Here is a 22,369-nt window from a genome sequence, read left to right on the forward strand (position 1 = left end):
CGGTTCAGTTGAAGTACGTACTTATAAAAGATTTGGGCATAAATATCAGCTACAGAAAGTAAGGAGGCATATATTATCATGCAACAATTGATACAGGATTTTGTACAAGATGGCAAAACATATATGATTGTAGGTCGTGAACAAGGTTTTCAAAATAGTGATCTGAGTAAAGCGCAAACAGGTATGATGTTAGCTTCTCGTATTCGTGGAGTTCTACAACTTCATTTGCAAGAAGTCGATCTACAAGCAGTGCTCCGGTATGATATCACAGGTAAGCGAATGCTTAAGCATTGTATGCAAGGTGAAATGATGGGAATTGCTGAGTATCTAGGTTTGCTACTACAAGTAGTTTCTACACTGGAAGAAAGCAGCCAGCATATGTTGTCGATGACTAATTATGTACTGGATGAAGAATATATTTTTGTAGAAGGTTCACTACAGGCAGGAACATTGCATTTTACATATATTCCGGTGATGGAGACATTAAATGAAGATCCTGTACAAATGACTTTAAGCAAATTAGCATCACGTTGGATGACTTCTGTAGCTGAACTGAGCGGTAATCAGATTCAGCGGATTTTGCGTTATTGTCATGCAGAAGATTTTACAATCAAAGGCATCAAGATGTTGTTGCTTGAGTTACTTGGTAATCCACAACAAATGTTAGATCTTACAACACATCCTACTCAGCCACCTGCTTCAAAATGGATCGATCCTGCAGAGTTGCGGAATAATCACGTTCCACCATTTTCAAATGCTACATCATCGCAAGAATCGTTATCTTCTAACGTGAGATATCAACAAGAAGTGAATATTCCAGCTCAATCTGCAACGAATCCTATTTTACAACATATGCAAAATAAGAAAAAAAGAACAAATTCATCCGATTTAGCTACACCTCCTTTGCCAAGCAATCAGCATCAAAAATCAACAAAACTATCTAAAGATAAAAGTTCAGCTACCCCAAGCCCATCGATGTCAACACAATCTGTACCTGATCAAGAAGCGCAACCAATGCCTTCAGCGCATCGAACCTATTTGCTAGCAGGAGGAGCTTTAGTAACAGCGATGATCTGGAAATTTGGATACCTTTCGCACAGTAATGACTTTATGTTGTATGGATGTACAGCTTTGACTATAGCGATTGCTTTAGTGATCTATATGATCTTAAAAGGTAAATCACCGCTTAAAAATGGGCTTCAAATGCCTTCTTTTATTCGTAATAAAAAGTCGGAAGAGGAAGAAGGAAGTGAAAATTGGCGCTGGCAAGCAGATCCTATTTTAGCAGGAGGGGGTGGAGCACTAGCTTCAGCAATAGTTTCTTCCACACCTACACCTGATCCAATGCGTTGGCGGGATGAAAATATTGCTGCTATTTTTGGTTCTGATTCGCCAGAGCCATCACCTATTCGTCATCAACATTCGATGGTGAATGGATATGAACAACAGTCAGCTGCGTATTCTAATACAGGTTCACCTGTAGAATTTGGTCGTTCATCACAAGCTTCCTCGATGCCTAATGATCATGAAGACACTTATTCACAACATTCGTCTCATCATAGTACAGAAATGCTTTCTCCACATATGGCTACTGTTCTGTTAGGGCAGGATGCTTCTTCGGATCAAGAATATGGTCATTCTAAAGTGCAAGCATTTACAGGATATCTAGAACGTAGAGAAAATGGAGCAATGCAGATGGAACCTGTACGTTTGACTCGGGGAAGTTTTATTATCGGTCGAGCAGCAGAAGGTGTTCACTATTTGGAAAAGTCGACTGGAACTTCTCGCAACCATGTTGAATTAGAAATTAATGATCAGCAGATTACGATCAAAGATTTGAGTTCGCGTAATGGAACGATGTTAAAAGGAGAACCTATTGTACCTTATAAAGAATACCCTTTACATGAAGGAGATTCTTTTACTATTGCGCAGGCGGTATATACATTGCGATTAAGTTAAGATTATTGTTAATTGTATACACCCACATTATGAATAAAAATGATGATAGACAAACAGCAATACAATATAGCAAAAAGGCGATTTCTTTAGTACGTATTAAAAGAAATCGCCTTTTATTCTTTTTTAAGTATATACAAGTAACCATTATCAACAGTTATTGTTATCGACTTATAATGATAACGTTCATCATTAGATAATAAGGTCTACATGATAACGCTGATTATTGTGTTTTTTCGATATGGTCTAAAGCGCCTAGAATTTCAGGAAATAGAAAAGTAAATCCATGATCCAAAGCTTTTTTCGGAATGACACGTTGTCCATCCAATAAAATATCTGACATTTCGCCTAATGTAGGTTTGAGGGCGATACTTGGAACATGGAACCAGTGAGGACGATGAGTCACTTTAGCAATCGTTTTTCCAAGATCCGCATAGCGTACAGGATTAGGTGAAGAAGCATTGACTGGGCCTTCAATAGCTTTGTTTTTAACACAAAAGTCGATTAATCTCACCATATCATCAATATGAATCCAAGAATTCCACTGTTTACCTGAACCTAGTTTACCGCCAGCCATTAATATATAAGGTAATCGCATCAATGGATAAGCACCTTTATGTTTGTCGAGTACAATACTCACTCTAAGTTTAATCAGGCGTACACCTTTAATACTGTCAGCTACGGCTTCCCATTGTTCAGCAAGGCTAGAAGGGAAGTTCATCGTTCTTTTTGGGCTGCGTTCATCAAATGTTTCCGTATCTGAAGTACCATAAATCGCCATTGCACTGGCTTGAACAACCACTTCAGGCTTTTTCTTCAATGCTTCTATCGCTTTGGAAACGATATTAACGGTTCTCATGCGCGATTCTACCAATTCAAGTTTGGTTTTGGTAGTCCATCGTTGATTCAATGTTTCTCCGGAAAGATTAACGATAACATCTACACCTTCTAATTGCGTAGGGTTTTGTTCCATATCATTCCACGTAATATATTCTACAGCTGGATTTGATTTGGACACATCTGGAAGTTTACGAGTCACTACTGTAATATCGTGATTTTCTTGTAACCAAAATGGAACGAGATGACTACCTACTAGACCTGTACCTCCACAAACAACGATATTCATATAAATCCTCCTATTTAAGCTAAAGTGAGTTCACTATGTCTGATAAACGATGTATATCTTCAAATCAGTCTATATCCACAAAGAATCTATGTGCTTCAAAACCTATATCGATCTTACTGAATATATTTAAAAAAATTTAGAAATGTATAAGATTACATTAATCTATTTGCGCCGATGTTAAGCAGTTATCATTCTTCTATATTTTAATTACCCATTATGAAGTCAGATGATCTGAGATAACCGTTTGAATATAAGCTAGCAAACAATGAATTTACGATGAAAGGCACAGCTATTTCTAGATTTATTTTGCTATTCACGTTAAAATAGGTGAGATTCGTGAATAGCGGAACACTAAGGAGGAAATACACTATGTTAAAGATCGGTTCTCATGTATCACTTTCCAGTAAAGGGTTACTTAGTGCAGCGAATGAGGCAGATACATATGGCTCAAGCTCATTTATGATATATACCGGAGCGCCACAAAATACGCGCCGTAAACCTATAGATACGTTATTTATTGAAGAAGGCAAAGAAAAAATGCAAACGATGGGTGTTGAAGAAATCGTTGTGCATGCCCCTTACATTATTAATCTAGGTTCGTACAAAGAAAATATTTATGAATTGGCTGTTGATTTTTTACAAGAAGAAATTCGCCGTACCCATCAAATCGGTGTACGTAATATCGTGCTTCATCCAGGTGCTTTTACAGATATGGATGCTGAATTTGGTATCAAACGTATTGCAGAAGGTCTTGAAAAAGTATTAGCTGGCGTATCTGAAACAGATGTGAATATTGCGCTAGAAACGATGGCTGGTAAAGGCACTGAAGTAGGGCGTAGCTTTGAAGAAATTGCGCAGATTATAGATATGGTACCTCATAATGAACGATTAACGATTTGTTTTGATACGTGTCATACACATGATGCTGGTTACGATCTGATCAATGACTTTGATGGAGTGCTGGAGAAATTTGACCGCCTGATTGGATTGGATCGTTTAACAGTTATGCATATCAATGATAGTAAAAACCCAACAGGCGCAGGTAAAGATCGCCATACAACACTTGGATCTGGTTGGATCGGTTATGAAGCGCTGAGCCGGATTGTTCATCATGATCAGTTGAAAGGTCGTCCTTTTATACTGGAAACGCCTTGGATCGGTAAAGATGCTAAAACACAGCGTCCGATGTATGAAGCAGAGATTGCTTTGCTACGTGGTGATGTGACAGGTCGATTTGGTGCAGGATTCTTAGAAGATGTAGAAAAATTGCATCATTTCTTTGAAGGACAACATATTCAAGCACGTCCATATATTTTGGAAACATGGGAGATGCTAAAAGGTGATGCCAAAGCTCGTAAAGCGGATCCTCGTGAACCGATGGAACGATTGTACGATATGGTAATTGCAGAAGGTCTATTTACAGAATTAAGTGAAGAAGCATTAAATCATCGGTTGACTGCTTATTTCGCAGGAAAAAGTATCCTTTCATAAAATCGAATGTCTACATGATGCTATCAAAAATGATATAAATCTTTATGATATTGAATGAATATTAATAAATTTGAATAAATATATTTACTTTCTTAGCATCATGACATAGATTGTAATATAAGATATTTGAAGGGGGAACGAAGATTCAATGGAAGTACATGTAAAACAAAATCAAACAGCAAGAGAAGAACAACAGGAAAATCGCGCACGGATGCTGATTTCTTGTCCAGATGGCCCCGGAATTGTTGCAACAGTATCACGCTTTTTATTTGAACATGGAGCGAATATTGTTCAATCTGATCAATATACGATGAATCCAGCCGGCGGTATGTTCTTTATGCGTGTCGAATTTGATCTACCTGAACTAAGTAAAAACTTACCTGCACTTGAACGTGATTTTCAAGCAGTAGGAGATCAGTTCAAAATGGAATGGACTATTAATCAGGTGAGTCGCAAAAAAAGACTAGCGATTTTTGTATCTAAAGAAGATCATTGTCTGGTGGAATTGTTGTGGCACTGGCAAGCAGGAGATTTAGATGCAGATATTGCTATGGTGATCAGTAATCACAATGATATGCGTAGCTATGTGGAATCATTCGGTATTCCGTTCCATCATATTCCTGTGACAGCTGATACTAAAAAAGAAGCTGAACAAAAGCAACTAGAAGTGATCGGCTCCGATATTGATCTGATTGTACTGGCTCGTTATATGCAGATCATTTCACCGTTGTTTATTGAACACTTCCGTAATCGTATTATCAATATTCATCACTCTTTCTTACCTGCATTTGTAGGGGGTAAGCCGTATGCACAAGCGTATAATCGTGGTGTCAAAATTATCGGCGCAACCGCTCATTATGTAACAGAAGAATTAGATGGTGGACCGATTATTGAACAAGACGTTCAACGTGTAAGTCATAGCGACAATGTGAATGAATTGAAGCGTATTGGTCGCACGATTGAACGTGTGGTTCTAGCACGAGCAGTAGAGTGGCACACAGAAGATCGCGTACTGGTACATCAGAACAAAACAGTCGTTTTTAATTAATTTTTCTTTCAAGTCATTAGCTTTTGTTCAATATGTAATAGTACAGGGCAAGCTACAATATAAATATACAAAAAGCACGAATGATCTTTTGCAGTCAGCTGGCAGAAGATCATTCGTGTTTTTTTTGTTGGTACGTTAATGTTCTGTTAATACAGATAACGTATGCTAAAGAGGATGCAGATACCGAATGTTATTTTTGAGCATTTATTTTCGCATCAATAATACTTTTGTTAATAGACTTAAAGATAATCCATACAACAAATGTCCGATTAACCAGTAACCATAAGCTGTCATATCAGTGATCGCTGGAACTCGATCTGACATCAATGTTAACGGAATAAATAAAAGAGAAGACGCGATACCGATCAATATGCCATACCTCCATGGATATGGAGACAAACGAATCCATATACTATAGATCCATGCAATAATCACCGAAACCACAAGATGCAAAGCAAATTCAATCAGTTCAGGTAAACGATCTGGTAAAAAAGGAACAAAATCAATATTCAATAAAAGTGTATAAACTAACGAACCTGTTGCATACTGAATCCATTTCAAAAACAAACCTAAAATAATTCCACTGAGTAAACCAACCAACAAAATAGGTAGCCATTTCGATCTTTGTGTACGATTACGTGTTATTCTCAAACCTTCATCTCCCAGCGCTTGGTAATATAAGCGCGACCTATTGTAGTCCAATAAAAAAACGATTTTTGCAAAGCAAAATATCTTACATCCCAGCGCTTGGCAATACATGATCCCAATAAAAAACCTCCATCACCACATACAAAAAGCTGTAACAAAAAGTGATTTTCCCAAAACAAAATGACGAACTTCCTTTTCGTTATAGCTAGTTTGGGTATAAATAAGGATGAAGTTAAATAACGTTCTGGCAAACTTCTCAAACAAGTGTTACAATGGTTGAAGGCTAATAAGTCAAATTGAAAGACTCAAGAGGATTTATTTCATTTGCAACTTTGCTAAGATCTGATATTCAGATGAAATAGAATCTCAAGCACCTCGCTTTACCAAGAAGAATGAGGAGGATTAACATGACTGACAAGAAACAAGAGCAAGAACAAAGTATAAGTAAAGCAGAGAACTCCAACGTGGATAATCTGGCGATTTCAACAATCCGTACGCTTTCTATCGATGCAATCGAAAAAGCGAATTCCGGACATCCTGGTATGCCAATGGGTTCTGCACCAATGGGTTACCAATTATTTGCAAAAACAATGACACATAACCCGGCTAATCCAACTTGGATCAACCGTGACCGTTTTGTACTTTCTGCTGGACATGGCTCTATGCTATTGTACAGCTTGCTACACCTTTCCGGCTATGGCTTGGAAATGGATGAAATCAAACAGTTCCGTCAATGGGGCAGTAAAACTCCAGGTCACCCTGAGTTTGGTCATACTGTTGGTGTTGATGCTACAACTGGACCTCTAGGTCAAGGTGTAGGTATGGCTGTAGGTATGGCTATTGCTGAAGCTCACTTGGCAGCAACGTATAACCAAGGTAACTTCAATGTTGTCGATCATTTCACATATGCAATCTGTGGTGATGGCGATATGATGGAAGGCGTTTCTAGTGAAGCTGCTTCTATGGCGGGTCATATGAAACTAGGTAAATTGATCATGATGTACGATTCCAATGATATTACATTGGATGGTAAAGCAGGTCTTTCTTTCTCTGAGAATGTAGAAGACCGTTTTAAAGCTTATGGATGGCAAGTGATTCGTGTAGAAGACGGTAACGATCTTCCTGCACTTGCAGCTGCTTTGGAAGAAGCAAAAGCGGATCTTTCTCGTCCAACATTGATCGAAGTGAAAACAGTGATCGGTTACGGTAGCCCGAACAAACAAGGTATCGGCGGCCACGGCGGTACTCACGGTTCTCCACTAGGTTCTGCTGAAGCTAAATTAACTAAGGCTGCTTACGAGTGGACTTATGAAGAAGATTTCTATGTACCAGACGAAGTTCGTGAACATTTCGCTAAAGTAAAAGAGCGTGGTGTAGAAGCGAACAATGCATGGAACGAGAAATTTGCTGAATACAAAAAAGCTAACCCTGAACTAGCTGCTCAATTCGAAACAGTAATTGCTGGCGAATTAAGCGAAGGATGGGACAAAGAACTTCCTCATTACACTACAGAAGACAAAGCAGTTTCAACTCGTGTAGCTTCTGGTAATGCATTGAATGGTCTAATCAATGGTGTTCCTCAATTAGCAGGCGGTTCTGCTGACCTTGAGAGTTCAACAATGACTCACTTGAACGGTTTGGATAGCTTTACTCCTGAAAGTTATGCGGGTCGTAACATTTATTACGGAGTGCGTGAATTCGGTATGGCTGCGGCAATGAACGGTATTGCTCTTCATACAGGCGTTAAAATCTTCGGTGGTACATTCTTCGTATTTACAGATTACTTGCGTCCAGCTGTACGTTTGGCTGCTCTTATGGGCTTGCCTGTAACGTATGTGTTGACTCATGATAGTATTGCTGTTGGTGAAGATGGTCCTACACACGAACCGATCGAACAATTGGCTTCTCTACGCATCATTCCAGGTTTGACAGTGATTCGTCCAGCTGATGGTAACGAAACGTCTGCTGCTTGGGCTCATGCTATGGAAAACCAAAAAGGTCCTATCGCGCTTGTATTGACTCGTCAAAACTTGCCGATCTTGCCAGGTACTGTAGAACATTCTCGTCAAAACATCAAAAAAGGTGCTTATGTGGTATCTGATGCTAAAGCGGGACAACCAGTAGCACAATTGATTGCAACAGGTTCTGAAGTACAATTAGCTGTTCGTGCTCAAGAAGCACTAGCATCTGAAGGTATCGAAGTTCGTGTTATCAGTATGCCAAGCTGGGAATTGTTCGAACAACAAGACCAAGCTTACAAAGATTCTGTATTGTTACCAGATGTTAAACCACGTCTTGCAATCGAAATGGCTCAAACATTCGGTTGGGAACGTTACACTGGCGACAAAGGTGGAATTATCGGAATTACAACTTTCGGTGCTTCTGCTCCAGGAGATCGCGTAATGGCTGAGTACGGCTTTACAGTTGAGAACGTTGTTCAACATGTTAAAGGTCTATTGTCTAAATAATTAAAAGTACTGTTAAAGGTGCAGAAGTTGGCAAAGCGCCATTTCTGCACCTTTTTATAACTATTTTCTGTATTTCAAATGATGAGCAGGGGAGCGGTCTGATTCATGACGCAATTAGAACAGGTAACTGTAGTAAAAGAAGCTAATATTTATTACGAGGGTAAAGTAACTAGCCGCGCAGTCATTTTGCCAGATGGTAGCAAAATCACATTAGGCATTATGTTGCCAGGTTCTTATGAATTTGGAACAGATCAACATGAGACGATGGAAATTCTATCGGGAGAACTTCGTGTCCTGTTACCAGATACAGAAGAATGGTTAGATATTAAGGGACAGGCAACATTTGAAGTGCCTGCCAATACTCGCTTCAAACTTGAGATTGCTGTAGTCACGGATTACTGCTGTTCTTATGCTTAATCAACATCAATAGCATCGAAAGTAGCTATCAAAAAAGGCAAGCTCATCAGTATCAATCATACTGAGAACTTACCCTTTTCATGTGTACTATAGACTCATCTATCACCTGTGCGATACATCATGCGGAAGATCAAGAATTAAAGTTATACTGTACTAAGAATATAGGATTACAGCTCTTTGCCATTGATCGTTTGACCGATCCATTCTTCATAGCATTTAGCGATAACCGAAAGATCATCATCACCATATCCTTTGGTCTGACCGATCTGGAACATACTTTTTGCTAGATTTAGCATAGGCGAAGGTACTCCATTATTATCGTTAAGCACAGAGGCAAGCTTAAGGTCTTTGAGCATCAATGCCAGTGAAAATTGATTGGTATAATCACCATCGATAATTTTTTGACCTTTGAGTTCAGCGGTACGACTACCTGCTGCGCCCATACGTACCAGTTCATAAAAAGCCGATGGATCAATGCCACCTTTTGCGGCTACAGCAAAAGCTTCAGCAAGGGCAACAGTATGAATACCTACAATGGTATTATGAGCTAATTTGGCAGTAGCACCGCTACCGTTAGCACCCATCGGGATCACTTTGCGACCCAGTGTCTCAAATACATCTTGATGTGCATCAATAACGTGCGTGTCACCGCCAACCATAAACACAAGAGTACCATCAATAGCCGCAGGCTCACTACCTGTGACAGGGGCATCTAGAAATTGACCGCCTTTATCTGTAATCGAAGTGGCTAATTGTTTGACAAGTGATGGAGAAATGGTACTGCAATCCATAACCGTTAATCCGTGTTGAACAGCTTGTAAAATGCCATCTTCGCCTTCGTATACATCAACAATCGAAGCATCATCGCTAATGATCGTAATGACCATATCTTGACCTGTAGCTGCTTCACGCGGCGTATGTACTTGATGGGCTCCTTGCTGAACTAGAGATTCTGCTTTGGATGCTGTACGATTGTATACAGTTAATGTGTAACCTGCTTTGAGCAAGTTGGCTGCCATAGGTAGACCCATCGTGCCAAGGCCAATAAATCCGATTTTTTTCATAGCTTGATTTCCTCCATATCCTGAGTGGGTTAGAACATCTATACTTATCCATTTAGTGTAGCATGTTCAATAGCGAATTGGGTATGGGACCGTATCATAATTTATTTTGGGAGGGTAACAATATTATGGCTAAAACAGTTAAATTTGATTACAGTAACGCTCTTTCTTTTGTCGCTCAACACGAAGTGGATTATTTTGCAGAGCCGATTCGTTTGGCTCACGAACAATTGCATAACGGCACAGGCGCAGGTTCTGATTTCTTAGGATGGATTGACTTGCCTACAGCTTACGATAAAGAAGAATTTGCTCGCATCCAAAAAGCAGCAGCAAAAATTCAAAGCGATTCTGAAGTACTAATCGTTATCGGTATCGGTGGCTCTTATCTAGGTGCTCGTGCAGCGATCGAAATGTTAACTCATTCGTTCTATAACACACTACCTAAAGACAAACGTAAAACGCCTGAAATTTATTTCGCAGGTAACAATATTAGTTCTACGTATGTAAACCAATTGCTAGAAAATATTGAAGGTAAAGATTTCTCTGTCAATGTAATCTCCAAATCAGGTACAACTACAGAGCCAGCGATCGCTTTCCGTATTTTCCGTGCAGAACTAGAGAAAAAATATGGTAAAGAAGAAGCAAAAAAACGCATCTATGCAACAACTGACCGTGCAAAAGGCGCTTTGAAAACATTGGCTGATGCAGAAGGTTACGAAACATTCGTGATTCCTGATGATGTAGGTGGACGTTATTCTGTATTGACTCCAGTAGGATTGTTACCAATCGCTACAGCAGGTATCAATATTGAAGAAATGATGCAAGGTGCAGCAGATGCAGCGAAAGAATACAGTAATCCTAATGTTGCTGAAAACGAAAGCTACCAGTATGCAGCCGTGCGTAACGCATTGTACCGTAAAGGTAAAGCTATCGAAATTTTGGTAAACTATGAGCCTTCATTGCACTTTGTATCTGAATGGTGGAAACAACTATTCGGCGAAAGTGAAGGTAAAGACTTTAAGGGTATCTTCCCAGCAGCTGTAGATTTCTCAACAGACTTGCACTCTATGGGTCAATTTATCCAAGATGGTAGCCGTAACATTTTCGAAACGGTTGTACAAGTTGAAAATGTAGCTAGCCACATTACGATCGAATCTGATCCAGATGACTTGGATGGCTTGAACTTCTTAACAGGTAAAACACTTGATTTCGTTAACAAAAAAGCATTCCAAGGTACACTACTTGCACACACAGATGGTCAAGTACCTAACTTGATCGTGAATATCGAAGATCAAACACCTTATTCTTTCGGATACCTTGTCTACTTCTTCGAAAAAGCTTGCGGTATCAGCGGTTACTTGTCAGGTGTGAATCCATTTGACCAAGAAGGCGTAGAAGCTTACAAAAAGAATATGTTTGCATTGCTAGGCAAACCAGGATTTGAAAAACAAAAAGCAGAACTTGAAGCAAGACTTTCCGAATAAGTCACTTTAAGTTAAAATAGAATAAATCAATACGAGAAAGCAGTTCTTTGACAGTAATGTCAGGGGGCTGCTTTCTTGATACTTAAATATAGTGTATTATATCTTTGGAAACACATGAACTATTCTGTCTGGTACATACCTATTAAATCAAAGCAGAATAGGGCAGTGTCTTATCAATAAAGTGGGGATTAAAATGGACAAACCTGAACGTTATCGCACAGTCAAGCAAGAAGGTGTCAAAGAGATTGTTATTAAAAAATCTCGTTTTTTAGGGCATGTTATGCCTGTACAGACAGAAGAAGAAGCCATCGCTTTTATAGAACGCATTAAAAAGCAACACTGGAATGCTACTCATAATTGTTCGGCATATCTGATCGGTTCACGAGGAGAGATACAGCGGCAATCGGACGATGGAGAACCTAGCGGTACAGCAGGGAAACCTATTTTGGAGGTGATCAAGAATCAGCAACTTCAAGATGTAGCGATTGTGGTTACCCGTTATTTTGGGGGAATTATGTTAGGCGCAGGAGGGTTGATTCGGGCTTATACCGATGGCGCTGTAGCGGCTATTGAAGCAGGTGAAGCAATTACTCGTATACTTCATCAAGAAGTTGCAGTAGAATTGGATTACACCTGGCTCGGCAAAGTCGAAAACGAATTGCGTAATCGCGGTATTCGCACAGCCGAAACGGATTTTACCGATAAGGTGATTGTGAATTGTTTGCCTGTAGCAAGCGAAGCCGAAGCATTCAAAGCATGGATTACAGATGTCACGCAAGGACAGTCTGTGATCACTGAAGGTGAACAGCGTTACTTTATCGAAGCTGCATTTTGAATCAGACTATGCAAAATGCTTGAAGGAGAATCGTAATCATGGCACGAAGAGCGGTAGAACAAGAATTATCCAGAGAAAGAATTCTCGAAGCTGCCAGACATCTGTTCGTCACCAAAGGATATCGGGCAATTTCAATGCGGAGTATTGGTCAACATTTGGGGTATAGCCATGGTTCGTTATATTATCACTTTAAAGAAAAAGCAGAGCTGTTTTATGCGATCGTAATGGAGGACTTTGATCATTTATGCTTTTTGTTTCGAGAAGTTAAAGATCAGCCTGAACACGGGGAATGGTCCAAAGTAGAGTTGTTGCTTATCGAGTTTATTCGCTTTGGCTTAGACAATGCGCATCAGTATGAGATTATGTTTATGACTCGTGATGAAGAATTACTGAGTTATTGCAGGGCAGAACAAGCACGATGTTTTGATTTATTTGCGTCAATCATTCGTCAATCAATGACCGCATCAGATCATACGAGGGAAGAAATGAATACTATTCCGCTGAGTTTATTTTTATCGATTCATGGCTTTATCTCGTATTATATTCAAGATCGTGTAGGCTACGATGATATTAAGCCTGCTGTAGTTGCCCATGTCAAGACACTATGTCGTGTACTGTGAAGGGACAATGAAATGATTGCGTATATGGATCAAGATAAGGTGAGCTATTCAGATCAAGCTCAAAAGTATCTGCATACTTTAAGGCTTTCCCTTGTCAAAACGGTAAACTCCTATAGTAAAATCGTAAAAGTTGTATATGATTTAAAAAGGCGATGTATCCACGAACGCATACGATGGATACATCGCCTTTTTAAGTTAACCTGCTATAATTTTGACCATATATTCACGTTTACGTGGACCATCAAATTCACAGAAGTAAATCCCTTGCCAGCGTCCAAGTAGCATCCGACCTTCTTGGATAATAATCGTTTGGGAAGGGCCGGTAGTGATCGACTTGAGATGAGAAGCAGTATTGCCTTCCATATGACGGTATTTGGGATGTTCCCATGGGTACACTTCATCGAGTCGCATAATTACATCATGCTTTACATCGGGATCGGCATTTTCATTGATAGCTATTCCTGCTGTTGTATGCGGGCAATAAACGACAACAATGCCTTCTTTGACTCCACTTTGGGAAATTAAAGAAGAGACGTCACGCGTAATATCTCTCATTTCATCACGTTTACTGGTTGAGATCGGTAAGGTATATAGCATCCATTATTCCTTCTTTCTATGCTTTTTTTCAAATTGGATATTCAACGATTGTTATTTTACATATATAGACAAAATATCACAAAAATATATTTGAAATTAGAGTACCACTTAAACAACCGTCTACTTCTCTATTACCCGTTTTCAACAGAATGCTTATCATATCAGTAGATTGAGGACTATTAATCATTTTGACAAAAAGTACTCTTTCAATTGACGGTAGGTATGACAATTTGCTAAAGTATTGCTAAGATTTAAAGCCGAGTATACTAATAGGAAAAAAAGGTTAAAGCAAAGGAGTCATATCGTGAATCGTACATTGCTGCGTCATAAAGGATGGACTTGGGGATTTCGCTCGACCGTATTATTGTATTTTCTACTATTGATTGTACTACCGATTGCAGGCGTGTATGTGAACTCATTTTCAGAAGGTTGGGCAGCATTCGTACAGAATATCAGTGATCCTATTGCTTGGAAAGCTGTGCTATTGACATTAAAATTAGCCTTAATTGCTACAGTGATTAATGTGTTGATCGGTACAATGTCTGCCTGGGTATTAGTGCGTTATGATTTTGCCGGGAAATCTTTGTTGAACAGTATTGTTGATTTGCCATTTGCTTTGCCAACAGCTGTAGGTGGACTGATGATTCTGGTGTTGTTAGGGCCGAACAGTTGGATGGGCAAATTAGCAGATACTTTAGGATTTCAGTTCGTTTTTCACCAACCAGCAATTATTATAGCGATGGTGTTTGTAACCTTTCCATTTGTAATTCGAGCAATACAGCCACTACTAGAAGAAATGGATCATTCTGCTGAAGAAGCATCGTATACGTTAGGAGCTTCTAAAAGAGATACTTTTTTTCGCGTGATATTGCCATCCATGTCTCCAGGCATTATTAGTGGAGCGATGCTAGCTTTCTCTAGAGCATTGGCTGAATTTGGAGCTGTTGTACTGGTGGCAGGTAATATTCCCGGACGTACATTGACAGCTTCTGTGTATATTTTTGGAGAAGTAGAAAGTGATAACGAAGCTGGAGCAGCCGCTATTTCTGTTATTTTATTGACATTATCGTTTCTTATCCTTTGGCTGATTAATGCAGTACAGACAAGGAGAACACGCTAATGAGAAAATATTGGATTCCACTCACATGGATTGTATTTAGCATATTGATCTTGATTCCATTAGCTGTACTTGCGACAGGAGCTTTTGACAAAGGGACAAGCGGTTTTATTGCTGCACTGAGTCGCCCTGAAGCCAGACATGCATTAATGATGACTGGATTGATTGTATTAGTTGTAACGATTTTAAATGGTCTATTCGGAATCATGATGGGGATCTATCTGGTACGTGGTACATGGCTAAGCCGTAGAGTCAGACAATTATTCAATAGTATTGTCGATTTACCGTATGCTGTTTCTCCTGTTATTGGAGGATTAATGATTGTATTGCTGTTAGGGCCAGATACCGTTATCGGTACATTTTTTGAACAGATTGGATTTAAAGTAGTCTATGCCTTTCCCGGTATGGTGATTGCAACACTATTTGTGACCTTTCCATTGATGGTACGTGAAGTGATGCCTGTACTACAAGAACTGGGAAACGATCAAGAAGAAGCGGCTTCTACACTTGGAGCGTATAGTTGGACAACGTTTTGGAAAGTCACATGGCCTTCGATCCGCTGGGCTGTGATTTACGGTACGATTTTGACAGTTGCACGCTCTCTAGGTGAATTTGGAGCGGTATTGGTAGTGTCAGGCAATATTATTAACAAAACACAAACAGCTACGACGCTGGTGTATCAAGATATGGAGAACTTCAATGTAACAGCTGCAAATGGAGTTGCACTGGTCTTGGCTATATTCTCGGTAGGGTTATTATTGTTAATGGAACGCGCCAAAAAGAGAAAGGGAGTGCACTGAGTATGCATCTGGAAGTTCGTAATTTGGATAAGCATTTCGGACAATTTCACGCTGTACAAGATGTTAGCTTCAATGTACAAAAAGGTCATTTGATCGGATTGTTAGGTCCAAGTGGTGGAGGTAAAACATCGATCTTACGTATGTTAGCTGGATTGGAATCACCGGATAGTGGAGATATTATTTTTCACGGACAAAAAGTCAATCAATTGCCTCCTCAGGAACGTGAGATTGGCTTTGTTTTTCAAAACTATGCGTTGTTCAAACATATGACGGTCTTCGATAATATCGCTTTTGGTCTGACGGTAAAAAAAATGAAAAAGCCTGCGATCAAAGAACGTGTGCAGGAATTAGTAGAACTGACAGGTTTAGCTGGATTTGAACATCGTTATCCGCATCAGTTATCCGGTGGACAACGACAACGGGTGGCTTTTGCCAGAGCTCTTGCCCCTGAACCTCAATTATTGTTGTTGGATGAACCATTTGCAGCAATCGATGCCAAGATTCGGCAAGAACTACGTACATGGCTTCGTGAATTGATTGAACGGGTTGGCATTACATCGATCTTTGTCACCCATGATCAGGATGAAGCAATAGAAGTGGCTGATGAGATTATGATTATTAATGGCGGTCGTTTGGAGCAAAAAGGAACACCATGGGATATTTACAAACAACCATCCACACCTTTTGTAGCTTCATTTATTGGAGAATCTACGATTGTCGATGAAGTTTCTTTATTAAAAGGATTTGACCATGAACAATCTCATCCAGGTATTCATGCCTTGATTCGTCCTGAATATATTGAAGTGGGACATGCTAGCGAGTTCCCTTTCTTATCTGCTACAGAGAAAGGAACCGTAAAACATCTACATTTTCGCGGCAGTCAGTGGTTGGTCGAAGTACAGGTCGGTCAGCATTCATTGATCACATATCGTTCACTGGAAAAAGAAACATTAGAAATTGGACAATCAGTACATGTGATGGTGCATCGGGCATATCTATTTAATGATCAGGAAAGCTGGATTGCTGAAAATCGTCTCAAACAAGATACCTTATCGATGTTTATTTAACCAAAGGATCTCAGCCCGTTCTGTGAACGTGGGAAAGGAAGGGATTGGGCTTGAAAAACAATCGTTTGAATATGAGGATAAAGCGTAATGTGATGTTGCTGTCTGTATTGCTTGTAGTAAGTGTGATCTTATCTGCATGTGGTAATCAAAGTGATACCGAATCTACAGCTTCAGCCAGTGCCGTATCTAATGATGGCAAAGATATTACACTCGTGATTGGTGCATACAGTGTGGCTAAAGATGCAGTCGGAGAGATTTTACCCAAATTTCAAGCTGAATGGAAAGCCAAAACAGGGCAAAATGTAAAATTCCAAGAATCGTACGAAGCTTCTGGTACACAAGCCCGTGCTATTGCAGGTGGATTTGAAGCGGATGTGACCTTATTATCGCTTGAAGGCGATATTGATAAATTAGTCAAAGCAGGACTAGTCAAAGATACATGGAGAGACGAGCCGCATAAAGGAATGATCACACGCTCTATTGTTGTATTAGGCACACGTGAAGGGAATCCACTCGGTATTCATAATTTTAACGATCTGACTAAGCCCGATGTCAAAGTATTGTATCCTAATCCCAAAACATCAGGTGGGGCACAATGGGATATTAATGCAATATACGGTGCAGGACTCAAGCAATCCGAACGGGATGAAGGCAAAAAAGATCCTGTAGCAGCCAAAGCTTTTTTACAAGCTGTACATCAAAATGTAGAGTCCTTAGATAAAAGTGGACGTGCATCTATGGCGGCATTTGAATATGGTGTGGGCGATGTGATTGTAACGTATGAAAATGAATTGTTAGCACGGATGGCACAAGGGGCTAAGTATGAAGTGGTTATACCTGACGATACAATACTTATCGAAAATCCAGCAGCTGTTGTAGACCAATATGTTGATGAGCATGGCACACGTAAAGTGGCTGAAGCTTTTCTTGCTTACTTATGGACACCTGAAGCTCAAGAAGTATTTGCAAAGCATGGATTTCGCCCGGTTAATGAACAGGTGATGGCAAAACACGTAAGTGAGTATCCTACACCTAAAGGATTATTTAATATCGATTATCTAGGTGGTTGGAGTGAAGTACGGAAAAATCTATATTCTAGTCGTGGAATATGGTATCAGGTTCTAGCTGGCATATAAAATAGTAGAAATAGATTTTATTCAGTGGTAAATACAAAAAACTTCTTTACGTGAAGCTTATTTCACGCTTAAAGAAGTTTTTTTGTGGGTAAAAGCAGAACAAGGACTAAATACCTTACCTTTTTAACTAAGTCAAAGGTCACGATTAATATGTCGAAAGATACAAGAAAATGATATACTGTACGATATTAGATAGCAACGCTCAAGGAGAGAATATAATAATGAACGGAAGAGTAGATCGATTAACATTTTTGGGGACAGGCGATGCAATGGGAGTACCTAGAGTATACTGCGAGTGTACCGTATGCGAAGAAGCACGAAGTGGTGGAATGAATCGCCGTCTGCGTTCTTCTGTGCTTGTCGAAGGAATCGGGGGAGATTTCTTAATAGACTGTGGGCCTGATTGGCGCACACAGATGGAAATGATTAATCGCCGTGCAGATATCACCGATATTGTTGTGACGCATGCACACTTTGATCATATCGGTGGTTTACCTGAATGGGCAGATGCTTGTAAGTGGCAACAATTAAAAGGTAGATTATTTGCACCACAAGAAGTTTTGGATATGATCAGCAAGCAATTTCCATGGATTAGCAGTCATATTGAATTTATAGCAAACGATCAAGGAATGGAACTCAATGGCTGGAGTATTACTCCATGGAAAGTACATCACGGACATAACGGTTATTCTTATGCGTATCGTTTTGAAAAAAATGATTTTGCATGGGTGTATTGCCCGGATGCGATAGGGCTAAATGACACACAGAAGAAGCCTCTGCATATGTTAGACTTGTTGATTTTGGGAACAAGCTTTGTACATGAAGAAACAGAATATGCTACTCGTTCTGTATATGATATGCGTGAAGCGGCTGAATTGGTAGATGAAGTGGTTCCTTCTGAAACGATCTATACACATATGTCTCATTATGTGGATTTGCGTGAAGATTTGAACCTGGCTCCAAGTATCAGTGTAGCTCGCACAGGCATGACAGTCGATCTGGGCAATTATTCTTCATTACTATCCGAATAATAACGATATTGCGATTACACTTATATAGCATAACCAGCATGAACCGATAGATTGTCTATCGGTTTATTTGCATTTTTAGGATCATTATTTAGAATAAAACAGAAATTTAAAATAATTTCTTGTAGGATTATGTAGTTTTACATAGGTGTAGGTTAAGATTATATAAAATGTAAGTATAACTAACAAGAGAAATATAATATATACTATTTATGGAATTTAAAAGGAGGAATATAATGATTACCTTCCATGAAGTTAACAAGTTCTATGGAGATTTTCAAGTGTTGACTGGAATTAACCTTCATGTCAAACAAGGAGAGGTAGTTGTTGTACTCGGACCTTCTGGTTCTGGTAAAAGTACAATGCTACGATGTATCAACCGTCTTGAAGATACAAGTAGTGGAGAATTAACTGTGAACAATGTAAGGGTAGATGATCGCAAAACAGACCTCAATAAGTTACGTCGCAAAATCGGTATGGTTTTTCAGCATTTTAATTTATACCCTCATAAAAAAGTAATTGATAATATTACCCTCGCGCCGATCAAAGCACTAGGTGTATCCAAAGCCGAAGCCGCAGAGACCGCTATGTATTATTTAGAAAAAGTCGGTATCGCCGAAAAGGCAAATGCGTATCCTTCACAATTATCAGGCGGACAGCAACAGCGTGTGGCTATCGCTAGAGGACTTGCTGTCAAACCCGAAATTATGCTGTTTGATGAACCAACCTCTGCCTTAGATCCTGAAATGGTTGGTGAAGTGCTTGATGTGATGAAAGCACTCGCCCGGGAAGGAATGACGATGGTTGTAGTTACTCATGAAATGGGATTTGCTCGCGAAGTCGCAGACCGCGTGATCTTTATGGATCAAGGCAAAATTGTAGAAGAAGCCACGCCGGAAGAATTCTTTTCCGCTCCCAAAGAAGAACGTGCTCAATTGTTCTTGAGTCGTTTATTGAATCACTAATTCTGTTATTTATATCCACCAATATAAAAAAAGAAAAGGGGATTTACTTATGAAAAATCAAAAAAGATACAATGTTAAAAAATTAGCGATGTTGTTAGCATGTATGGTAGCTATTGTTACAGTACTGGGAGCATGTAGCGTAACCAAGCCAACGTCCTCTTCTACAGCAAGTTCTAACGCATTATTAGATCAAATTAAAGAACGTGATAAATTGATCGTAGGCGTAAAATACGATACTAAATTATTCGGTCTCAAAAACCCATCCACAGGTGATGTAGAAGGATTCGATATTGATATAGCTTATGCTTTAGCAAAAAGTATTTTAGGTGATGCAAGCAAAGTGGAGTTCAAAGAAGTAACATCCAAAACACGTATTCCGATGCTTAATAATGGTGATATCGATATGGTTATTGCAACGATGACGATTACCGATGAGCGTAAAAAAGAAGTTGATTTCTCGGATGTTTATTTCCAAGCGGGACAATCATTGTTAGTGAAAAAAGGTAGCCCAATCAAAGGTATTGAAGATGTAACCGCAGATACAACAGTACTTGCTTCTAAAGGTGCAACATCAATCAAAAATATTGAAGAAAAAGTACCGGGTGTCAAAGTATTGGAATTTGATAATTATCAAGATGCATTTAATGCACTTAAAGCAGGTAAAGGTGATGCTTTAACTACCGATGATGCGATTCTATATGGTATGTCTGCACAAGATCCTGGTTATGAAGTTGTGGGTAAACCATTTACAGATGAGCCTTACGGTATCGCTGTGAAAAAAGGGGAAACCAAAGTTGTTGAAGCGATCAACAAAGCACTGACAGATATGAAAGCTGACAAATCATATAATGAGATTTATAAAAAATGGATTGGTAAAGAGCCAACAACCTAAATCGTGATCTGTTCAAGCGATCATTAGTAATGCATACAGAAGGTGGGCAACCGGCAATCGTTGCCTACCTTTTTTGTTTGATCATGTATACACAGGCTAAGGAGGTACAGAAAATATGTTGGACTTTTCGATTCTCACCGAGTATTTCCCTTTATATTTGGAAGGTTTTCTAAATACAATTAAAGCGAGCGTATTGGCATTGATCGGTAGCTTTTTATTAGGAACAGTAATTGCTATTTTCCGAATTAGCGGTGTAAAGCTATTGCAATGGTTCGGTACAGCGTATGTTGAATTTATACGAAATATTCCTATTTTGATCGTCGTTTTATTTTTCTCATGGGGACTTCCTTCGATCGGTGTCAAATTAGATGGTTTTGCCGCAGGAACATTAGGCTTAACGGTATACACATCAGCCTTTATAGCTGAAGCGATCCGTGCAGGGATTCAATCGGTTCCTAAAGGGCAATCCGAAGCTGCACGATCTGCGGGAATGACGTATATCCAGACGATGATTCATGTGATTTTGCCACAAGCGATTAAGCTAGTCATTCCACCGCTTAGTAATCAGTTTATCAATTTGATCAAAAACTCTTCAGTACTTACAATCGTAGCGGGTCTTGATCTGATGTACTTCTCAGACAAAATCAGTAGCGAAACGTATGTTATCTTCAGTACTTATATCTTTGCAGCGATGTTCTATCTTGTACTGACATTACCAATGAGTTATGGGGCTTCTGTATTGGAACGTAAATGGGCGAAAAATTCATAATTTCTTCTACCCTAATCGAATGAAGATAGACCTCAGAAGTCAGAGTCAGATGAACCAAAGGAGGGCAATTGATGGATTTCATAGGAGCATATTCACCGGATAACTTGCGCTTTCTTATGGAAGGGCTGAAAATAACACTTTTTGTCGCCTTTATCGCGATTATACTTAGCTTTGTGATTGGTTGTATTGTAGGAACGATTCGCTATGCCAAAGTACCCATTTTATCACCGATATTAATGGTTATTGTTGAAGTCTTGCGTAATTTGCCATTATTGCTTATTATTTTGTTTGTACAGTTCGGTTTGCCAGAGATTGGAATCAAAATGACGATCACCTTCGGTGCTATTGTAGCGCTGACTGCCTTCGAAGCTTCGATGATCTCAGAGATTGTTCGTGCAGGGCTAACATCGGTTCCCAAAGGGCAAGTAGAAGCTGCACGTTCTTCAGGGCTTACGCAAATGCAGACGTTATGGCATATTGTATTGCCTCAAGGATTACGTAAAATGGTTCCACCATTAGTGAGTCAATTTATCTCGCTTCTTAAAGATACCTCATTAGCGGTTATTATTTCGTTAGCTGAATTGGTACACAATGCACAGATTATTATGGGACAAAATTCTAATTATCCGATTCCAATCTTATTATTGATCGCTGTGATCTACTTTGTGATCAATTATGCACTATCGCTAATTTCCAAACGATTAGAAACAAAAACAGCTTAAATTCGGCAAAGATATCGACGATGTAAATCACCGGTTTCCGCAGGGGGGCCGGTTTTTGGTATGTGAAATTAAGATTTGTTATCGATTTGTAAAAGTATACAGCCTGAAAGGGAAAATGTATG

Annotated in this window: 21 protein-coding genes; 17 read left to right on the forward strand and 4 right to left on the reverse strand. The window is 39.4% G+C overall.

Features of this window, described 5'->3' with window-relative positions; translation table 11 throughout:
* Positions 1-78: 78 nt before the first annotated feature.
* Positions 79-1,959: a DUF6382 domain-containing protein gene (locus PTI45_RS08655; protein WP_069327165.1), complete on the forward strand. Its 1,881-nt coding sequence runs from the start codon at positions 79-81 to the stop codon at positions 1,957-1,959.
* A 220-nt stretch (positions 1,960-2,179) separates the two neighbouring features.
* Here the strand turns inward: PTI45_RS08655 and PTI45_RS08660 are convergent, their stop codons facing one another.
* Entirely contained in the window at positions 2,180-3,082 is a 903-nt protein-coding gene (locus PTI45_RS08660; protein ID WP_069327166.1) for a TIGR01777 family oxidoreductase, read from the reverse strand.
* A gap of 369 nt (positions 3,083-3,451) precedes the next feature.
* On the opposite strand from PTI45_RS08660, the gene PTI45_RS08665 reads away from it, so the two are divergent.
* Both PTI45_RS08665 and purU read left to right on the forward strand, forming a co-directional pair.
* Positions 3,452-4,573 carry a deoxyribonuclease IV gene (locus tag PTI45_RS08665; RefSeq protein ID WP_069327167.1) on the forward strand — a complete coding sequence of 374 codons (1,122 nt, stop codon included), beginning with the start codon at positions 3,452-3,454 and terminating at the stop codon, positions 4,571-4,573.
* A 148-nt stretch (positions 4,574-4,721) separates the two neighbouring features.
* Entirely contained in the window at positions 4,722-5,621 is a 900-nt protein-coding gene (gene purU / locus PTI45_RS08670) for a formyltetrahydrofolate deformylase (protein WP_069327168.1), read from the forward strand.
* A 204-nt stretch (positions 5,622-5,825) separates the two neighbouring features.
* Here purU and PTI45_RS08675 read toward each other — a convergent pair whose 3' ends face one another.
* Positions 5,826-6,272, reverse strand: coding sequence for a hypothetical protein (locus PTI45_RS08675; protein ID WP_245703462.1), 447 nt, complete (start codon positions 6,270-6,272; stop codon positions 5,826-5,828).
* A 404-nt stretch (positions 6,273-6,676) separates the two neighbouring features.
* Here PTI45_RS08675 and tkt point away from each other — a divergent pair, with 404 nt between their 5' ends.
* Together tkt and ppnP are read left to right on the forward strand one after the other, a co-directional pair.
* Positions 6,677-8,737 carry a transketolase gene (gene tkt, locus PTI45_RS08685; protein WP_069327170.1) on the forward strand — a complete coding sequence of 687 codons (2,061 nt, stop codon included), beginning with the start codon at positions 6,677-6,679 and terminating at the stop codon, positions 8,735-8,737.
* Positions 8,738-8,842: 105 nt separating this feature from the next.
* Positions 8,843-9,154 carry a pyrimidine/purine nucleoside phosphorylase gene (gene ppnP / locus PTI45_RS08690; RefSeq protein ID WP_069327171.1) on the forward strand — a complete coding sequence of 104 codons (312 nt, stop codon included), beginning with the start codon at positions 8,843-8,845 and terminating at the stop codon, positions 9,152-9,154.
* A 167-nt stretch (positions 9,155-9,321) separates the two neighbouring features.
* Here the strand turns inward: ppnP and PTI45_RS08695 are convergent, their stop codons facing one another.
* Positions 9,322-10,218, reverse strand: coding sequence for an NAD(P)-dependent oxidoreductase (locus PTI45_RS08695; RefSeq protein ID WP_069327172.1), 897 nt, complete (start codon positions 10,216-10,218; stop codon positions 9,322-9,324).
* A gap of 125 nt (positions 10,219-10,343) precedes the next feature.
* Between PTI45_RS08695 and PTI45_RS08700 the strand changes: the two genes are divergently transcribed.
* The 3 genes from PTI45_RS08700 to PTI45_RS08710 all read left to right on the forward strand — a co-directional run bounded on the left by PTI45_RS08700 (position 10,344) and on the right by PTI45_RS08710 (position 13,154).
* On the forward strand, positions 10,344-11,699 hold the full coding sequence (locus tag PTI45_RS08700) for a glucose-6-phosphate isomerase (protein ID WP_069327173.1): 1,356 nt from the start codon (positions 10,344-10,346) through the stop codon (positions 11,697-11,699).
* Between the two features lie 193 nt (positions 11,700-11,892).
* The gene (locus PTI45_RS08705) at positions 11,893-12,534 is read left to right on the forward strand and encodes a YigZ family protein (RefSeq protein ID WP_069327174.1); all 642 of its coding nucleotides are present in this window, start codon (positions 11,893-11,895) and stop codon (positions 12,532-12,534) included.
* Between the two features lie 38 nt (positions 12,535-12,572).
* The gene (locus tag PTI45_RS08710; RefSeq protein WP_069327175.1) at positions 12,573-13,154 is read left to right on the forward strand and encodes a TetR/AcrR family transcriptional regulator; all 582 of its coding nucleotides are present in this window, start codon (positions 12,573-12,575) and stop codon (positions 13,152-13,154) included.
* Positions 13,155-13,349: 195 nt separating this feature from the next.
* Here the strand turns inward: PTI45_RS08710 and PTI45_RS08715 are convergent, their stop codons facing one another.
* The gene (locus tag PTI45_RS08715) at positions 13,350-13,751 is read right to left on the reverse strand and encodes a secondary thiamine-phosphate synthase enzyme YjbQ (protein WP_069327176.1); all 402 of its coding nucleotides are present in this window, start codon (positions 13,749-13,751) and stop codon (positions 13,350-13,352) included.
* A 304-nt stretch (positions 13,752-14,055) separates the two neighbouring features.
* On the opposite strand from PTI45_RS08715, the gene cysT reads away from it, so the two are divergent.
* From cysT to PTI45_RS08760, 9 genes are all read left to right on the forward strand, one after another.
* Entirely contained in the window at positions 14,056-14,871 is an 816-nt protein-coding gene (cysT, locus tag PTI45_RS08720) for a sulfate ABC transporter permease subunit CysT (protein WP_069327177.1), read from the forward strand.
* Positions 14,871-15,668 carry a sulfate ABC transporter permease subunit gene (locus PTI45_RS08725; RefSeq protein WP_069327178.1) on the forward strand — a complete coding sequence of 266 codons (798 nt, stop codon included), beginning with the start codon at positions 14,871-14,873 and terminating at the stop codon, positions 15,666-15,668. The genes cysT and PTI45_RS08725 overlap by 1 nt, the downstream gene beginning before the upstream one ends.
* Before the next feature lie 2 nt (positions 15,669-15,670).
* Positions 15,671-16,735: a sulfate/molybdate ABC transporter ATP-binding protein gene (locus tag PTI45_RS08730; RefSeq protein WP_069327179.1), complete on the forward strand. Its 1,065-nt coding sequence runs from the start codon at positions 15,671-15,673 to the stop codon at positions 16,733-16,735.
* A gap of 71 nt (positions 16,736-16,806) precedes the next feature.
* Complete coding sequence (locus PTI45_RS08735; RefSeq protein ID WP_069327285.1) at positions 16,807-17,871, forward strand: sulfate ABC transporter substrate-binding protein; 1,065 nt, start codon at positions 16,807-16,809, stop codon at positions 17,869-17,871.
* A 221-nt stretch (positions 17,872-18,092) separates the two neighbouring features.
* Positions 18,093-18,902, forward strand: a complete 810-nt coding sequence (locus PTI45_RS08740) for an MBL fold metallo-hydrolase (RefSeq protein ID WP_069327180.1) — start codon at positions 18,093-18,095, stop codon at positions 18,900-18,902.
* Positions 18,903-19,135: 233 nt separating this feature from the next.
* A complete protein-coding gene (locus tag PTI45_RS08745) occupies positions 19,136-19,864 on the forward strand; it encodes an amino acid ABC transporter ATP-binding protein (RefSeq protein WP_069327181.1) in 729 nt (242 codons plus the stop codon).
* 49 nt (positions 19,865-19,913) lie between these two features.
* The gene (locus PTI45_RS08750) at positions 19,914-20,756 is read left to right on the forward strand and encodes a glutamate ABC transporter substrate-binding protein (RefSeq protein ID WP_069327182.1); all 843 of its coding nucleotides are present in this window, start codon (positions 19,914-19,916) and stop codon (positions 20,754-20,756) included.
* A 115-nt stretch (positions 20,757-20,871) separates the two neighbouring features.
* Positions 20,872-21,525 (forward strand): amino acid ABC transporter permease, encoded by a 654-nt coding sequence (locus PTI45_RS08755; RefSeq protein ID WP_069327183.1) that lies wholly within the window; start codon positions 20,872-20,874, stop codon positions 21,523-21,525.
* A 71-nt stretch (positions 21,526-21,596) separates the two neighbouring features.
* Positions 21,597-22,247 carry an amino acid ABC transporter permease gene (locus PTI45_RS08760; RefSeq protein WP_069327184.1) on the forward strand — a complete coding sequence of 217 codons (651 nt, stop codon included), beginning with the start codon at positions 21,597-21,599 and terminating at the stop codon, positions 22,245-22,247.
* Positions 22,248-22,369 lie beyond the last annotated feature (122 nt).

Source organism: Paenibacillus nuruki, assembly GCF_001721045.1.
Classification (GTDB): domain Bacteria; phylum Bacillota; class Bacilli; order Paenibacillales; family Paenibacillaceae; genus Saccharibacillus; species Saccharibacillus nuruki.

Coding starts and splice junctions, on each gene's coding strand:
- PTI45_RS08655 (WP_069327165.1), top strand. CDS start 79: ATGCAACAATTGATACAGGATTTTGTACAAGATGGCAAAACATATATG.
- PTI45_RS08660 (WP_069327166.1), bottom strand. CDS start 3,082: ATGAATATCGTTGTTTGTGGAGGTACAGGTCTAGTAGGTAGTCATCTC.
- PTI45_RS08665 (WP_069327167.1), top strand. CDS start 3,452: ATGTTAAAGATCGGTTCTCATGTATCACTTTCCAGTAAAGGGTTACTT.
- purU (WP_069327168.1), top strand. CDS start 4,722: ATGGAAGTACATGTAAAACAAAATCAAACAGCAAGAGAAGAACAACAG.
- tkt (WP_069327170.1), top strand. CDS start 6,677: ATGACTGACAAGAAACAAGAGCAAGAACAAAGTATAAGTAAAGCAGAG.
- ppnP (WP_069327171.1), top strand. CDS start 8,843: ATGACGCAATTAGAACAGGTAACTGTAGTAAAAGAAGCTAATATTTAT.
- PTI45_RS08695 (WP_069327172.1), bottom strand. CDS start 10,218: ATGAAAAAAATCGGATTTATTGGCCTTGGCACGATGGGTCTACCTATG.
- PTI45_RS08700 (WP_069327173.1), top strand. CDS start 10,344: ATGGCTAAAACAGTTAAATTTGATTACAGTAACGCTCTTTCTTTTGTC.
- PTI45_RS08705 (WP_069327174.1), top strand. CDS start 11,893: ATGGACAAACCTGAACGTTATCGCACAGTCAAGCAAGAAGGTGTCAAA.
- PTI45_RS08710 (WP_069327175.1), top strand. CDS start 12,573: ATGGCACGAAGAGCGGTAGAACAAGAATTATCCAGAGAAAGAATTCTC.
- PTI45_RS08715 (WP_069327176.1), bottom strand. CDS start 13,751: ATGCTATATACCTTACCGATCTCAACCAGTAAACGTGATGAAATGAGA.
- PTI45_RS08725 (WP_069327178.1), top strand. CDS start 14,871: ATGAGAAAATATTGGATTCCACTCACATGGATTGTATTTAGCATATTG.
- PTI45_RS08730 (WP_069327179.1), top strand. CDS start 15,671: ATGCATCTGGAAGTTCGTAATTTGGATAAGCATTTCGGACAATTTCAC.
- PTI45_RS08735 (WP_069327285.1), top strand. CDS start 16,807: ATGAGGATAAAGCGTAATGTGATGTTGCTGTCTGTATTGCTTGTAGTA.
- PTI45_RS08740 (WP_069327180.1), top strand. CDS start 18,093: ATGAACGGAAGAGTAGATCGATTAACATTTTTGGGGACAGGCGATGCA.
- PTI45_RS08745 (WP_069327181.1), top strand. CDS start 19,136: ATGATTACCTTCCATGAAGTTAACAAGTTCTATGGAGATTTTCAAGTG.
- PTI45_RS08750 (WP_069327182.1), top strand. CDS start 19,914: ATGAAAAATCAAAAAAGATACAATGTTAAAAAATTAGCGATGTTGTTA.
- PTI45_RS08755 (WP_069327183.1), top strand. CDS start 20,872: ATGTTGGACTTTTCGATTCTCACCGAGTATTTCCCTTTATATTTGGAA.
- PTI45_RS08760 (WP_069327184.1), top strand. CDS start 21,597: ATGGATTTCATAGGAGCATATTCACCGGATAACTTGCGCTTTCTTATG.